The organism is Roseovarius sp. (assembly GCF_030373445.1).
In the GTDB taxonomy this organism is placed as follows: domain Bacteria; phylum Pseudomonadota; class Alphaproteobacteria; order Rhodobacterales; family Rhodobacteraceae; genus Roseovarius.
The window spans coordinates 1-14,833 of record NZ_JAUCYU010000003.1; the positions used below are offsets into that span (position 1 = coordinate 1).

At 60.7% G+C, this 14,833-nt stretch carries 11 protein-coding genes and 3 pseudogenes; 6 read left to right on the forward strand and 8 right to left on the reverse strand.

The features are described from left to right. The 3 genes and pseudogenes from QUV18_RS06435 to fahA form a co-directional block, all read left to right on the forward strand. Window positions 1-471, forward strand: a pseudogene (locus tag QUV18_RS06435) (homogentisate 1,2-dioxygenase domain-containing protein); the annotation flags it as partial. Further along, window positions 468-1,097 (forward strand): maleylacetoacetate isomerase, encoded by a 630-nt coding sequence (gene maiA / locus QUV18_RS06440; protein ID WP_300892672.1) that lies wholly within the window; start codon window positions 468-470, stop codon window positions 1,095-1,097. The pseudogene QUV18_RS06435 and the gene maiA, both read left to right, overlap by 4 nt. A 15-nt stretch (window positions 1,098-1,112) precedes the next feature. After that, window positions 1,113-2,351: a fumarylacetoacetase gene (gene fahA, locus QUV18_RS06445; protein WP_300892674.1), complete on the forward strand. Its 1,239-nt coding sequence runs from the start codon at window positions 1,113-1,115 to the stop codon at window positions 2,349-2,351. 205 nt (window positions 2,352-2,556) lie between these two features. Here the strand turns inward: fahA and QUV18_RS06450 are convergent. From QUV18_RS06450 to QUV18_RS06470, 5 genes and pseudogenes are all read right to left on the reverse strand, one after another. Next, window positions 2,557-2,880: pseudogene (locus QUV18_RS06450) on the reverse strand (IS3 family transposase); the annotation flags it as partial. Between the two features lie 394 nt (window positions 2,881-3,274). Continuing rightward, window positions 3,275-5,287, reverse strand: a complete 2,013-nt coding sequence (locus tag QUV18_RS06455) for a VWA domain-containing protein (protein WP_300892676.1) — start codon at window positions 5,285-5,287, stop codon at window positions 3,275-3,277. A gap of 58 nt (window positions 5,288-5,345) precedes the next feature. Beyond that, on the reverse strand, window positions 5,346-6,353 hold the full coding sequence (locus tag QUV18_RS06460) for a DUF3137 domain-containing protein (protein ID WP_300892677.1): 1,008 nt from the start codon (window positions 6,351-6,353) through the stop codon (window positions 5,346-5,348). Between the two features lie 71 nt (window positions 6,354-6,424). Continuing rightward, window positions 6,425-7,174 carry a hypothetical protein gene (locus QUV18_RS06465; RefSeq protein WP_300892678.1) on the reverse strand — a complete coding sequence of 250 codons (750 nt, stop codon included), beginning with the start codon at window positions 7,172-7,174 and terminating at the stop codon, window positions 6,425-6,427. A gap of 42 nt (window positions 7,175-7,216) precedes the next feature. Then, complete coding sequence (locus QUV18_RS06470; protein ID WP_300892679.1) at window positions 7,217-8,206, reverse strand: hypothetical protein; 990 nt, start codon at window positions 8,204-8,206, stop codon at window positions 7,217-7,219. 202 nt (window positions 8,207-8,408) lie between these two features. Here QUV18_RS06470 and QUV18_RS06475 point away from each other — a divergent pair, with 202 nt between their 5' ends. Genes QUV18_RS06475 through QUV18_RS06485 form a run of 3 tightly spaced genes read left to right on the forward strand, consistent with a single transcriptional unit; the run spans window position 8,409 to window position 11,712 of the window. Then, entirely contained in the window at window positions 8,409-8,885 is a 477-nt protein-coding gene (locus QUV18_RS06475; RefSeq protein ID WP_300892681.1) for a molybdopterin-dependent oxidoreductase, read from the forward strand. Then, window positions 8,882-10,654 (forward strand): PAS domain-containing sensor histidine kinase, encoded by a 1,773-nt coding sequence (locus QUV18_RS06480; protein ID WP_300892682.1) that lies wholly within the window; start codon window positions 8,882-8,884, stop codon window positions 10,652-10,654. The genes QUV18_RS06475 and QUV18_RS06480 overlap by 4 nt, the downstream gene beginning before the upstream one ends. Continuing rightward, the gene (locus QUV18_RS06485; protein WP_300892683.1) at window positions 10,651-11,712 is read left to right on the forward strand and encodes a response regulator; all 1,062 of its coding nucleotides are present in this window, start codon (window positions 10,651-10,653) and stop codon (window positions 11,710-11,712) included. Before QUV18_RS06480 ends, QUV18_RS06485 begins: the two co-directional genes overlap by 4 nt. Before the next feature lie 155 nt (window positions 11,713-11,867). Here QUV18_RS06485 and QUV18_RS06490 read toward each other — a convergent pair. The 3 genes and pseudogenes from QUV18_RS06490 to QUV18_RS06500 all read right to left on the reverse strand — a co-directional run. After that, window positions 11,868-12,132: pseudogene (locus tag QUV18_RS06490) on the reverse strand (transposase); the annotation flags it as partial. Between the two features lie 177 nt (window positions 12,133-12,309). Continuing rightward, window positions 12,310-13,023 (reverse strand): helix-turn-helix domain-containing protein, encoded by a 714-nt coding sequence (locus QUV18_RS06495; RefSeq protein ID WP_300892685.1) that lies wholly within the window; start codon window positions 13,021-13,023, stop codon window positions 12,310-12,312. 330 nt (window positions 13,024-13,353) lie between these two features. Then, window positions 13,354-14,829 (reverse strand): hypothetical protein, encoded by a 1,476-nt coding sequence (locus tag QUV18_RS06500; protein WP_300892686.1) that lies wholly within the window; start codon window positions 14,827-14,829, stop codon window positions 13,354-13,356. Between the last annotated feature and the right edge of the window lie 4 nt (window positions 14,830-14,833).

Below are 14,833 nucleotides of genomic sequence, written 5' to 3' on the forward strand. Positions count from 1 at the left end.
CCCGGTCGGCGCGATCCTCTTCGACCACCCCGACCCGTCGATCTTCACCGTGCTCACCGCCCCCTCAGGCGTGCCCGGCACTGCGAATATCGACTTCGTCCTGTTCCGGGAACGCTGGATGGTGGCCGAGGATACCTTCCGCCCGCCCTGGTACCACAAGAACATCATGTCCGAGCTGATGGGCAACATCTACGGCCAGTACGACGCCAAGCCACAGGGCTTCGTCCCTGGCGGCATGTCGCTGCACAACATGATGCTGCCCCACGGCCCGACCGCGACGCGTTCGAGAAGGCCTCGAACGCCAATCTCGGCCCCGACAAGCTCGACAACACCATGTCCTTCATGTTCGAAACCCGCTTCCCGCAGCACCTCACCAGCTTCGCCGCCAACGAGGCCCCGCTGCAGGACGACTACATCGATTGCTGGGACAGCCTCGAGAAGAAATTCGACGGCACACCGGGCCGCAAATGAGGCTCCACACATACTGGCGGTCTTCCACGTCCTACCGCGTCCGGATCGCGCTCGACTTGAAGGGGATCGCCTACGAGGCGGTCCCCGTCGATCTCCTTGCCGGGCAACAAAACAGGGCCGACCACGCTGCGCTGAACCCAACGCGCAGCGTGCCGGTATTGGAGCTCTCGGACGGCACGGTGCTAACCCAATCGATGGCGATTCTCGATTGGCTGGACGAAACACACCCCAAGCCCCCGCTCCTGCCCACCGGTCCTGCCGCACGGGCCCGGGTGCGCGCAGCAGCGCTTGCCATCGCCACTGAGATCCACCCGATCAACAACCTTCGGGTCTTAGATCAGTTGAAATCCATGGGCCACGGTCAGGCCGAGATCGTGGACTGGATGAACACCTGGATGAGCCGCGGCCTTGTGGCCTTCGCCGGTATGATCGCCAACGATACGCCTTTCTGCTTCGGTAAGACGCCCGGACTCGCTGATATCTGCCTCGTTCCGCAGCTCTACAATGCTCACCGCTGGGGCTGCGACCTGGACCCCTTCAGGCGGCTGAGAGAGATCGAAGCTCGCTGCCTCGCTCTGCCTGCCTTCGACGGTGCGCGCCCCGAGCAACAACACGATGCGACATGAAGAAAGAGATATGCCATGACTGACCTCGTCCGATCCTGGATCGACAGCGCCAACTCGCCCGATACTGATTTCCCGCTCAACAACCTGCCCTGCGGCGTTTTCTCCGCTGGGGAAACGGCGCCTCGTTGCGGAACGGCGATCGGTGATTTTATTCTCGACCTCCATGCGCTCGAGGAAAGCGGGCGGCTGGAGTTCGGTGGGGCACTCAAAACCGGCCGTTGGAACGCCTTCATGTCACTTGGCGCACAGGATTGGGCCCGCCTACGCAGCACGTTGACGCAATTCCTGGGAGAGGATTCGGACTTGAAGGCCGCGATCGTTCCTCATCTTGTACCGATGGACGCAGCCGCGCTTCACATGCCATTTGACGTCGCAGAGTACACCGATTTCTATTCAAGCCGCCATCACGCCTCCAACGTCGGCACCATGTTTCGCGGCCCCGAAAACGCGTTACCGCCTAACTGGCTGCACATCCCTATCGGCTACAATGGACGCGCCTCGTCTGTGGTCGTTTCTGGCACGCCGGTCATCCGGCCGCATGGCCAATTAAAGGGGCCGAACGAGACCAATCCACGCTTCGGCCCCTCGCAGCGCTTCGACATAGAGCTTGAAATGGGTGCAATCGTCGGGCAGCCATCGTCGGGGCCGATCAGCGTTACTGAGGCTTTCGAGAACATATTCGGCTACGTGCTTCTCAATGACTGGTCGGCGCGCGACATTCAGGCTTGGGAATATCAACCGCTCGGGCCGTTTCAAGCCAAAGCCACGGCCACTTCGGTCAGCCCGTGGATCGTGACCGCCGCCGCGCTGGAGGCGTTTCGCACCCCCACCCCTCAGCGCGAGGTAGAGCTCCTGCCTTATCTCGCCGAAGCCAGACCGATGCTTTACGACATCGACCTTGAAGTTGGCCTTGCGCCCGAGGGGCGAGCTGAGACGGTAATCGCGCACACGAACTACAAAGAGATGTACTATTCGGCCGCCCAGCAGCTGGCGCATCATACGAGTTCAGGGTGCCCGATGCGAGTGGGTGACCTGATCGGGTCGGGCACAATTTCCGGTCCCGATAAGACCAGTCGCGGCTCTCTTCTAGAGATATCCTGGGGCGGGAAAGAGCCCATCGCCATCGACGGCGGCACGCGTAGTTTTATCGAGGATGGCGACACGCTGACCCTGCGCGGACATGCGCGAGGTAATGGTTACAAAGTGGGTTTCGGGGAATGTACAGGCCAGATCCTACCGGCACCTACAACTTGAGGGGGGGAGCTCATTTCATTTGAATGGATGGCGATCGTTCGGGTATCTACTGGTCAAGAGGATTGAGAGCCACAATCTGCCAGTCAACTCCGGCTGAACGAATTTCCCCCACGATCTTAGCCCGTATGGCGGGCCGATGAGATCAGACAACCCTGAACAGAGCTAACTGATAAATGCGGACTCCAAGGGGAGCAGGTCACCTGTTGTCCAGTATCAGCTCCGCGACCACTTCCTTCAGCGCGGTTGCATCAGAGCGCAAGTCCTTGTCCTCGGGGGTGGTAGCCTGACGCACCGCGCCACCCGCCAGCCGGTTCTTCCCAGCCTCAAGAAAGTCCTTCGATCAGCTGAATAACAGGCTCGCAGCTATCCCTTCACGACGGCAAAGAGGTGCTATGCATTATTCGCCTCGCCTCCCGGCAAGCACAATGCGGATCTTCCCTTCCGCCGAGCAGCGTTTGCGCGTCTTACGCTTGATGCCTCTGACAAGCTCGTCAGCAGCATCCTTTGATGTTCTGGATCTCTTGTTCATCTTCACTCCATTATGGCTTCAATGAAATAGAAATCCTCCGCTACCAAAAACACCTGAAGCTGTCCGGTGGGTGCTAACGTTAGAAAGTAAACTCCATCAGCCCACCTATCTTGACGAAAACCATCCCGCACCCGGGCTCGACCAACGGGCCCGGGTGCGGGAAAATCGGCGCGCGGCTTAAAGCTTCATCCCTGCTCGATCCCCCCCTTCCGGAACTGCGTTGCCATGCCTGCCGACTGGCGGGTTCCCCACGTGCGGGGACGACAGACGGCATGACAAGCATCGCTGCAACAGCAGGTTTCATTTTTTAAGACTCTCCTCCATTCAACAAACTCTGGACGACAGGCAGCAGTCGACCGCGCCGCCCTGTTATCCCGGGTTCGCCCGACTGGTCTCATTCAACTTTGATCACCTTGCGCGACAGAACCGCCTGGTTCGCTACATCCAGGAAGCGCAGCTCGTACATGCCTGGCTCCTCCGGCAGGGTGAGCTTCACCGGCGGCTCGCCCGAGATCTTGATTGCCTCCAGCCAGGTGAAGATCTCTTGGTTGCCGCGCGCTAGGGTAATCCGCTGATCCCCGCTTTCGGTCTCCACCTCCCAGCCAACGTCGATTTCGGCACCGGGCGCACCGGTTTCCGGGGCGCTCAGGCTGGCACCGCTTTCCAGCGGCGCGTCAGCGGCCAGGATCTCGATCTTGTGACGGGCCATCGTGCGTTTGCCCTCCTCAAGCACATAGCGCAGTTCATAAAGCCCGGGCTTTTCGGGCGCCTGCATCGTTTGTCGACTCCTGTCCTTCACGCGGAAGTACTCGCCGTGGCTGCCCTCTTCGGCCCCTACCGGCACGATGGTGATGTAGTCCCTGCCATGCACGGATCCGGTCCATTCAATTGTAGCTTCCGTGCCGGCCCTGATTTCATCCGGCCCGCTCAGCGTCACCTCGGGCTCAGTGATCTCGATGGCCTGGCTCGCCATCGTCCGCTCACCTTCCTCGAGCACGTAGCGCAGCTCATAAAGCCCCGGCTCCGCCGGCGCCCGCAGCTTGTTGCGGCTCCTGTCCTTCACGCGGAAATAGTTGATGTGGCTGCCGTCCTCGGCACCCATTGCGACGATCGTAATGTAATCCCGGCCGTGCACCGTCCCGGTCCATTCCACCGGGAACAGCTCACCGGCCAGCGCCGTCTCCGGGCCGCTCAGCGTCACCTCCGGCTCGGTGATCTCGATGGCCTGGCTCGCCATCGTCCGCTCACCTTCCTCGAGCACGTAGCGCAGCTCATAAAGCCCCGGCTCCGCCGGCGCCCGCAGCTTGTTGCGGCTCCTGTCCTTCACGCGGAAATAGTTGATGTGGCTGCCGTCCTCGGCACCCATTGCGACGATCGTAATGTAATCCCGGCCGTGCACCGTCCCGGTCCATTCCACCGGGAACAGCTCACCGGCCAGCGCCGTCTCCGGACCGCTCAGCGTCACCGCGGGTTCGGTGATCTCGATGGCTGCGGTGCCGAGCACCTTATCGCCCTCGTCCGTCATGTAGCGCAGTTCGTACATGCCGGTATCCGCAGGGGCCCGGAGGTCACCCCCGGACCTGTCCTTCACGCGGATGTAGTTGCCGTACTCCCCCGCCTCGGCACCGGCGGGCACGATGGTAACGTAATCCCTGTTGTCCAGGGCCTTGTCCCAACCCACCCGCACGAGCGACCCTGCGGGCGCCGTCTCCGGGCCGTTGACGATCACTTCGGGGCGTTCCGGCTCCGGTTCCGGCTCGGGCTCCGGTTCGGAAACCGCACTGGCCACGGCGCTGAACGCCTGCCCCAATTCCTCGGCATTGCCGGCCGCAACGTACTGCCCGCCGGTCTTCTCCGCCAGGCAGGACAGCGCACCCGCATCCGCATCGCCAAGACCGAACCCAACCACATGCGCCGTGAACCCGACGCCCCCCTTCTCAAGCGTTTCCGCCAGCGCGCACGGGTCGCGGTCGCAGCTTTCGAGCCCGTCGGAGATAAGCACCACGGTGGCAGGCGTATCGGTATAGGACAGCTCTGTCGCGGCCTGTTCCACCGCACTGGTCAGCGGCGTTTTCCCCGTTGGGGTGACCCCGCCGATCCGGTCGAGAATATCGGCGCGGGTGCCGTCACCCGGGGCGACGATGGTTTCGATATCCGTGCAATCCCCGCGCCGCCGGTGGCCATAGGCCATCAGCCCGACCCTGCGGCTCTCGGTCCAGTCTCCCAGCAGGTTGTCCATCACGCCCTGGGCGATCTCGATCTTGGCGGTGCCCTCGATCTGGCCCCACATCGAGTTCGACCCGTCGAAAACGATCATGACGTTCTCATCCTCCGCGATGGCAGGGGTGGCGCACGCCATCCCCCCGGCAAGCGCGAAGGCAGCTCTGCGCAAGGCAATCTGTTTCATGTCCTGTTTCTCCCTGGTCTTGTTCTGGCACTGTCCGGCCGTGGCATATCCGTGACGGTCATGCCGGATGATCGCCATGCAGGCGGTCGATGATGCGGCGCACGGTGGTGATGTCCTCGAAGACACCGTGCAATTCCTCCTCGATGTCATCGGCCGGCGTGGTGAGGGCCCCCATCTGCAGGAAGTCGTCTTCCCTTTTGAGCGCCATGAAGAAGGACTCCTCGTGAAACCCCGCTTCCAGCCCCTCCGGCCCGTGCCGGCCGCTCTCGGCGTCCGCGATCTTTACGAAACTGTCGAGGAACCCCGGCGCCAGAATGTTGCGCGCGACGGAGGGGTTCGAGGAATAGACCTCGAAATACCGTTCAAACACCTCGTGCCCCGTGTCTACCTTCGGCAGGTCGCGCCCGGTGCCGCCCCCGAACATCTCGGCCAGCTTGTTGCCCGGCCCCTGAAAATCGCGCGCAATCAGGATGCGGTGCGAAATCGGCTCCGGCACGCGAACGCGCATCAGCAAGCCCTTGAAATGCGTCTTCGGGGAATTGTCGCCGTGCCGACGCGAATTCGAAGACAACTCCGCATGGACAAGTTCGAACGGCGTATCGCGATAGGTTCCCTCCAGCCGATCCCGGATCCTGGTTTCGCTGTACGGGCGGATCACGCCGAGCTTCTGCATCCGCTCGAGTTCGAACCCTCTCAGCGCCTCGTGGTCGTATGTCATGTCGCCAAGGAAGTCGCAGATGACGGGCATCACAGTTTGTGCCGCAGAGCCACGCCATTTCGCGGCCTGCCGCTTCCACAGGAGGAACGCGGCAACACCGCCAAACGCGACCGGAATGAAAAACCCGACAAGCAGGCCCCCGATCCCGTCCGCCCCTTCCCCGAACACCCTGAACACAAGGCCGAAGACCGCCCCGACCGCCAGCGCGATGATCGCGTGTCGCTTTGCCACTGCCAGGATCGCTTTTCTCTTATCCTCGAGTTCAGCCAGGCGCGGCACAATTCGGGCAGAGAATACCTTGGAAAAGCCTGTCTCAATCTCGACGTGCTCGGTGAATGTGGTCGTCATGATGCCTCTGTTCTTTGGGCTTTAATGCGCTCTTCTGGAATTCCGGACAGGGTGAATGAGAAGATCACGGGTCACGGAAATTCCCAGCCGTCATGTTCGATCCGGAAAATGCGAACCGGGGCGCCTGGCCTTGCGGTATCGGCGCGCAGCCGGAAGACGGCACGCTGCGACTTGCCCCAGTTGGTGAAATCCACTTCGATGGTGATCATTCCCCGAAGCATGGGCTGATCGGAGTCAGGCGCGATGCGCGTCACTTCTCCCTGGAAATCCTGTGCGTCGTAAAGCAGGTCCGCGCCACGCCCCGACAACTGAGGCGCAATCGACGCGAAGAAATAGGCTTGGCGATTTTCCGGGGAAAAAGGGTTGGCCGCGACTGTGCTGGCGGTTTCGAAGCTGCTGTAAAGATCACGCACAAGCGCCTGTGCCTCGGCCACCGACGGCTCCATCTCCGCATGCACGCCCGACATATCCTCCTGCAGGTACTGCGCGGAAACCCACCCCTTTGTCCGGCGGTCCGGGCTTGCCATCAGGCACCATCTGGGCGGCAGGTTCGCGCGTTGGGCCTCCGTCATTTGGTGATATTTCTGCCGAGTCAGGAACGGAACGCAGGTGGTCATCCGCAATCCCGTGGCATCATGCGCGAAGGTGCCGATGACCAGATGCTCCGTCCCCGGCCCCGTGCGCACATTCAGCGTGTCATTCGGTGCAACGCCCGTGACCTGCCATGCGTCCGGCCCATGCCCGTCCATCTGCGACAAGGCGGCCGCCGGAGGCAGAAACAAGGAAAGCATGATGATCAAACGCTTGGTCAATGTCAGCAAGACATCCTCCGTCACTCGTAGAATGTGAATAGTCACACCGCGTCACGCCGGCTTGGCACCGCCGTCCTGGGCCGCCTCCCCGCCCACGGCCCCAACGGCCCGTTCTTTCAACTCGCGGAATTTCCCCGACATCTGCTCCAGCTTGGCCTCCCATTCCGGGTTGGGCGTCTGGCCTTCGATGGTGCGGAAATAGACCTGCATCATGCAGGCGATGGCGAAGGGCTCCAGCAGCGCCGCCTTGACGCTCCACGCAAACAACAGCGCGAAGACAACACCCCCGGCCGCCCACGCGCCAGGCATCATGTAGACGACAAGCGCCGCAGGGGCGAGCATGACCAGAAACACCAACAAGCCCAGCCCGTACACGATAAGCGCCAGCCACGCCGCGTTCTTCAGCATGACCTTGTAGTTCTGCCCGTAAAGCACCAGCGCCTGCTTAGCGGACATCCAGGAATTCTCCGAATTGGTGCGGATTGCGTAGGCAAGGATCACCTCGTCCACGAAGCCGACCGCGACGCGCATGAAAGCCGAAAAGATGTTTGAGATCTGCTGCACCCCGGGTATCGGCAAAATGGTCAGGATCCCCTTCACCAACCCGGATATCGCCTTGATGACCCCCTTGATCAGCTGATCGATTGCGAACAGCAGGCTCGCCTGCGGAAAGCGTTCCTTTACCACGGCGGTCGCATGCGCGACCTGCCCGCGCCCCTCCGGCATAGGCTTGCCGTCGATCAGTTCGATCAGAACCGCGATATGGCCAGCCTTGACGATGTAGAGGATGTACTCCCGCACCCAGTACATGATCGCCCCGAATATCCCGAGGCCCGCAAACCCACCCCACATGGTGGCGCTTGCGCGAAAGTCCTCATCCCCGAAACCGCCGATTCCGTACCCGATCCCGGCCCCGGCCCCGGTGACCAGAATGTAGCCAAGCGTGATCCCGAAATAGACGGCCATGCGCAGAAGAATGAAGGGCATCGTGCGCGCCATCATCCCCAATGCGCCGCCAAGGCTGAAATCCCACATATCCATCTTCCCCTTGTTCAGGCTCCCGCCGGTTTCGGGCCAAGACGTCAACCCGCCGCCTGATTCTGAATTTGGGTGGAAGGGTCGGCCAACTTTCCCCGTCGCGCCCCGTTCGTTCAGAGGGGGAAGCCTAATTATTTGTAAGATAAGGGTTTGCGCAACGGTCTGAGGGCTGGTGAAGTAAGGCGCAAAACAAGGGGAGTAAGATATGCTGAATCCAACAGCCTGTATGGTGGCTACGTTGATGCTGGTCAGCGGCGACGCTCTCGCCGGTCAGGATGATATCATTCTGGAAGTCACGGGCAATATCACCGAAGGCACGGTCAGGCTCGATCGTGAGGCCCTGCAGAAGCTACCCCGGGCCTCGCTGGAGACATCCACAGTCGTCACCGACGGCACGCACAAATTCACCGGCTTCCTCATGCGCGACCTGCTCAAAAAACTCGGCGCCGAGGGCGATGAGGTCATCGCCTCCGCGCTGAACGATTACATCGTCGAAATCCCGATGACGGATTTCACCGAATTCGATGTGATCGTAGCCTACAGCATGGATGGTCAGCCCCTGCGCCGTAATGACAAGGGCCCACTCTGGATCGTCTATCCGCGCGACCAGCACCAGGCGCTACAGGATATCCGGTTTGATTACCGCTGGGTCTGGCAACTCTCCCGGCTCGAGGTGCAATGATCCGGTTTCGCAACCTGGCCTTCGGCCTGCTTTTGCCCCTCGTCGCCGTCGTTGTCTTCGCGGTACTGCTGACGTTCTCGCTTATCCGCATGCTCGAGGTCGAGAACGCGATGCGGGTCGGTGCGGAAAAGAACATGCTCTGGGTCTTCCACCAAAGCGAGGTCGCCGCCCGCCGTCTGACGGAAACGGCAGCGCTCATCGGACTGGGCGAAGCCGACACCGAGGAACTTTCCCTGCGCTTCGACATCCTGAAAAGTCGGATCGCCATCCTGAACGACGGCCCGCAGCGCCGCTTTGTCGAAGGGATCGGCTATGATGACGACCTCGACCGGATAGCCGCGGTGTTGGACGCCATGACGCCGGTCGTCGCCGACTTATCCCCGGGCGACGGGGCGCGCCTGCGAGACGCCCTGAAACCCGCAGCCAGGTTGTTCGGGCGTGCGGCCAACAAGGCAATGATCGCGGAATGGAATGATCTAGGTGAGCGGCTCGAAACCTATCGCGCCCAGCTCCGCCAGATCATCCTGTTTCTGATCGGCATCATGGCGGCGGGCGGGATACTCGCTGCGACGCTGGCGGTCGCCCTTCGCCAGTCCCATCAGCGCAACCTGATGCTCCGGCAGTCCCGGGATTTCTCGGCGCTGCTGGTCTCCTCCAGCGGCGAAGGCATCCTGGCGGTCGATCGCGCCGGGCTCTGTACCCTGTGGAACGACGCCATGGCGGGCCTGATCGGGAAATCTGCAGAACAGGCCATGGGCCGACCGCCGGCCGAGCTTGCGGGCTTTTTCGGCATCGCCCCGCTGCAAGCCGGCCTAGCCAGGGCGCTTGAGGGCCAGTCCTCCGAGCTTGCCATGCACCCGCTTTTCCAAAACGAACAAACGGAGCCACGCTACGTAGATCTCCGGTTTTTCCCCATGCGCAACGACGGCGTGGTGATCGGCGCGATACTCTTCCTGCATGACGCCACAGACCGTCACGCCGCCCAGCAACGCGAGGCCGAGGACCGGGACCGGCTGGAAGACCTGGTGACCGAGCGCACCCGCGATCTCGACGACGCGCTACAACGCGAACGCTCCGCCGCGGATCTCTACCGCAACTTCGCGGCGATGGTCTCGCACCAGTTCCGCACCCCGCTGGCCGTGGCGGATTCCGCCCTGCAACGGCTGATCCGGCGTGGGCCCCGCGTGGAGCCGGGCGAGATCGCGGAACGGGCCAACCGTGCCCGCAGCGCGATCGCCGGGCTGACCCGGCTGGTTGAAAGCACACTGGATGTAGCCCGGTTGGACGCAGGCCAACTCGGCGTTCAAAGGGTGCGGTGCGACCTGAACGACATCGTCGACACGGTCTGCGCCCGCCAGCGCGAGACCGACCCGGCCCGCGAAATCAGTATCCTTCCCTCACCGAACACCGACGATGCGGTGTTCTGCGACCCGGCCCATGCCGAACAAATTCTCGAAAACCTCCTCTCGAACGCGATAAAATATACTGCTCCCGGATCACTGGTTTCGATCCGCGTGCATGGTGACCGGCAAAACCTGTTCTGCGATGTGCACAACGAAGGCAGCCCCATCCCCGAGGACGAACGGAACCTGGTCTTCAATCGCAACTACCGGGGCACCAACAGCACCGGAAGCGCGGGCACCGGGCTCGGCCTCTTCATGGCGCGCACGCTGGCGCGGATGCAGGGCGGCGACCTCACCCTACGACCCGGCAGCGACGGCGTCACCTTCCGCATGACCCTGCCCCGCTTCAAACCGAGCATCGCATGACCACCTCCACCGATCCCCGCCTGATCTTCGTCATCGAAGACGAGGACGCCCTGCGTCGCGACATCGTCGAGGAGTTGCAAGACGCCGGCTATCGCGCCATGGAAGCGGCCAATGGCGAGGCGGCGCTCGAATTTCTAACGAGCGCCAAGCCCGATCTGGTTCTGTGCGATATCTCCATGCCCGGTCTCGATGGCTACGGCGTCCTCGAGACCCTGCGCGAGATGCCGCCCGAACTGGCAACAACCCCGTTCGTCTTCCTGACTGCCCTGTCTGAACCGCACAAGGTCGTCGAGGGAAAGCTCCTCGGCGCCGACGATTACCTGGTCAAGCCCGTCGATTACGACCTGATGCTGGCAACGATCGCGGCCCGCCTGCGTCAGGTCGAACGTATCCGCGAGCATCATCACGACGAGCTCTCCGCCTTGCGCCGCGCCCTTGCCGGGCTTTCGGGCAAGGGGGCCGAACAGGTGCTGAACCTGGTTGCATTGGGCGTGGTCCTTCTCGACGGGTCGGGGCGGTTGCTTTACGCCAACAGCGCAGCTTACGACCTGGCGGCCGCCGCCAACTGGATCCGTATTCAGAGCAAGAGTGTGATCCCGCTGGACCAAGGGTCAGGCCGTGCCTTCCTGCGCGCACTGGCCGAAACGCTAGAGGCGGCAAAAGCGGGGGATGACAAGGTCGTGGGCATCCAGCTGCCTAGCGTTACCGGCGAAGGCGCACTCTCATCGCTGGCCTGCGCCTTACCCGTACTGGAAGACGACCCGCCCGACGCCCCGGCCCTGGCCCTGTTCCTCGCGGCTCCCGACCGCCGCAGCCGCGCGCCGGAAACCCTGTTGATGGATCTATTCGGCCTGACCCCCACCGAGGCGCGTGTCGCGGGCGCCTTGGCCAACGGCGCCCGCACGGTCGACGTTGCCGAAGAACTGGACGTCTCGCAAACCACCATCGCTTTCCATATGCGCAACCTGTTTCAGAAAACCGGCACGAACCGCCAGGCCGATCTCGTAGCGCTGATCCTCGCCGGGCCGATGATGATCAAATACGAAGGGCTCACGTAATTCCGTGATATCTTCTTCGTTTTTGTGGCATCTCAAGACCTTTAAATTTTCAGGGCTAGCTTCGAGAAACCGTCGAACCTACGGCGAAGTCATCGCTTCTGAAGGAATCTCGGCGGCACGCGATCCTGATCAGCGTTTATACGCAGGGGAACTCAAACGGCATTCCTCCTCGAACCGGGCCTCAGAGGTTTTTTCCGAGCATCTCTTTCAGGGTGGCAACGTTGAGTATCTGCTCCGCCAGCATCTTCTTCAGCTTCACGTTCTTAGCGTCCAATGCCTTCAGAGGCCGAGCGTCAGACACGTCCATGCGCCCATACACCTCGACCGCAACTCGTATTACGTGGCGTCGCTGATCCCGTGTTTCCGGCACAGCTCCTTCGCACCGAAACCAGCCTGGTGCTCCTTCAGGACGCCAATGATCTGCTCTTCATTGAAACGGCTTCACTTGAGCTGACTAACCTTCCTGGGCCGTTAAAACAACAACACCAACCCCAATCTCACCCTGAGCAGAACACCACGAAGACGTCTTCCCCGGGGTGCGAATTACCCGCATGTCGAGGGGGCCCGGGAAGGACCAAACCGGCAAGCGGCATCAGTTCATCGCTCTTTACTGAGCGACTCGTATGTCTCAAGGAGGCGGCCCACCGCCTTCGAGAATGACAATTCGCCAGCCAACATCTGGCTATGCGCCAGTTCCAGTTCTCGTGCTGGAAGTTTCATCAGCCCCATGTAGCCGAAACCCTTGCGTTCAAATACTTTCACGACCCGCCTTTCGAACTCCCCTAGCGCCATTGCCTCCGAAGGCTGCCGTTGCCCTTGTGCACGTGACATCGCGGCTGACACACTCATTCTCTCAGCATTTTCTTTTTTCTTCTTTGTTTCCTTTATTGTTTCGGGTGCAGGGCGCTTCAGGTTTGAGCGGCAGCGTATTGCAGGCGTTGCGGCAACCGGGTGCATGCCAACTCGCTTTGCCCCTCTCATCTTCAGCTCCGCCAACCGCGCATTTTGCCCCAGCTCGTCCACCGAAAAAATCAGGAACTGATTGCGCGATCGCCGCGCTGCCCGATATCGTATCAAAGCGCCTCTTTCTTCCAATTCGGCAAAGGCGCCTCGGATACTCCTTTCTGAAAAGCCAGTTTCCTCCATCAGCCCAACGGCCGACGGGTCACAGCGACCGGTCTTGGGGTTCTGGCGATCCAACAATCTCATCAGGACGGCAAAGCTTGCACGGGTAAGTGGCGGATCCTGGCGGATCCAATACTGCGAAACCAGCCATTTCTGCATCAGGTCCAGGGGCTTTCGCTGGGTCATCGGGTGGTCCGCGCTCATCGTGCTGCCACGCCCGAAGCGGTGTCGACCCGGCAGGACTCGATCCAGGCCCGGAGATCGCCAACGCGATAGCGAACACTCCGGCCAATCTTGACCATCGGGGGCCCGTCCCCACGCACTGCGGAGACTTCCAGAAAACGTTGTGTGAGACCGAAGTAGCTGTGTACTTCACTCCGGCTCAAGAGACGGTCATCATTGAGGATTGTTTGCATTGGGACTGCTCCATGTTGCTCGATGCAACCCAATGTTCACCGTTCAGGCAAAGAAATCATTGGTCGGGATTCGCTTCGATTGGATTGAAACGAAATCCAACTACAGGTTCCGCTTTTTTCGTTCTTTGGCGATTGCCTTTTGAAGTCGAATTTCAGCGGCCCCCAATGAATATGAGCGGATTTCCTTTCGCCCGGGTTCCCACTTGCTCTCAGGGATTTCGCCGTATTTTGCCACCAAGAGCTGTGCCGCATTGAGCGCGCTCTTTGCCTGGCCGGTTTCAAGCATGTTCAGGCCTTCCTCGATGAAGGGCGCATCCACGGACGTGAACCCCTGATTGGATTTGCGAGTTTGTTGTCGCCTCGGCTGATCATCAGTCGCTGAGAGCATTGGCACCTTAGCAGAAGGCGCCATATCGCGGACCAAGACAAACCGCAGCCTATCGGCACCGAGTGCGAGTTTCGCCCGTTCATCCAGATCGAAGCATCCGGTTATGCCCAGGTCTTCTGGAAGTGCAAGGTCGCCATTCTCAGTAAGGCTCGGAAATCGATCCGGCGGAACCCAGGTGAAGTACCCGCCTTCCAGACCATCTTCGGCAAGGCAAAGCGCCCATCCTTCCTTCACTGCTTGCCAAGCCATTTGCGTGGAAAAGAAGATGAGTACATTGAGAGGATCAGCATCCGCCCGATAGTTCTGGTGATCGGACATCGCGCCATAACTCGGGAAAAGCTCGCTAATCGTCTGGTCGGGCACGAGCGGCTCACTATAGAAAACGGACCCCAAGTCACTCAACCCGTCTAGAACAGGAAAGTCTTCATCCTTAATGGCATGACCGAGTTGTTCTAGGTGGAGACCAAGTTTGGACACAACGAGCTCGGATTGCGTATCAGCATATGACCGAGTTGCGGGTTCTAGCACGTGTCGCCGTGCCTTTTCTCGCATTTCCTCGAGCCACCCGCTTTCCCGTCGGTTTTGGCGAGCCAACTCGCTATTCCAGAAATGCCATTTTGGTGGCAATCTATGGGCTCTCTTCCTCACCAAGCCATCCAAGCCGACGAAAGCAGCCGCTGCCCTGGTCATACCCAGCTCGAATGCTGCAAGATCAGTCATGTAATCGACCACAAGCGCTCTCACGGCGTTCATCAATTCGGATAGTTCAGAACGCGCGATCACCGCCTGCAATTCCTCTGGTTTGGCATCAGCAAGTGCGTCGGCAATGCGATACCTCCTAGAGACAGCGGACGGAAAATCGAAATCTCCAAACCGGACGTTTGCAATATCGGCGTCACTTTCTGCGATTTCTTTTAGGCGATGATATCTGTTGGCATGACCCTCGCCGGGCTTATCCCTTGTGATGTCCATTGCCTTCGAAAGCCGATCGTCGAGCCTTGCGGCGGCAAAAAGTGCGTCACTCAGCTCCTCGCATCTCTCGAAACGGTAACCAGTCTTTTTCAGCGCGGCTTCGTCCGAACTTGGCGCATGTCGGCAAGCATTTGTTAATTCGCCGCACAGAAGAAGCGCGTTGCCAAGCAACGCGACAACAAGATCGTTCAAGGTAATCGGACCGGTATCTGTCACTGTT

Bases quoted from the DNA above. Each gene is read 5' to 3' on its own strand.
- maiA (WP_300892672.1), top strand. From the start codon at position 468: ATGAGGCTCCACACATACTGGCGGTCTTCCACGTCCTACCGCGTCCGG.
- QUV18_RS06455 (WP_300892676.1), bottom strand. From the start codon at position 5,287: ATGAAACAGATTGCCTTGCGCAGAGCTGCCTTCGCGCTTGCCGGGGGG.
- QUV18_RS06475 (WP_300892681.1), top strand. From the start codon at position 8,409: ATGCTGAATCCAACAGCCTGTATGGTGGCTACGTTGATGCTGGTCAGC.
- QUV18_RS06460 (WP_300892677.1), bottom strand. From the start codon at position 6,353: ATGACGACCACATTCACCGAGCACGTCGAGATTGAGACAGGCTTTTCC.
- QUV18_RS06485 (WP_300892683.1), top strand. From the start codon at position 10,651: ATGACCACCTCCACCGATCCCCGCCTGATCTTCGTCATCGAAGACGAG.
- QUV18_RS06480 (WP_300892682.1), top strand. From the start codon at position 8,882: ATGATCCGGTTTCGCAACCTGGCCTTCGGCCTGCTTTTGCCCCTCGTC.
- QUV18_RS06495 (WP_300892685.1), bottom strand. From the start codon at position 13,023: ATGACCCAGCGAAAGCCCCTGGACCTGATGCAGAAATGGCTGGTTTCG.
- QUV18_RS06470 (WP_300892679.1), bottom strand. From the start codon at position 8,206: ATGGATATGTGGGATTTCAGCCTTGGCGGCGCATTGGGGATGATGGCG.
- fahA (WP_300892674.1), top strand. From the start codon at position 1,113: ATGACTGACCTCGTCCGATCCTGGATCGACAGCGCCAACTCGCCCGAT.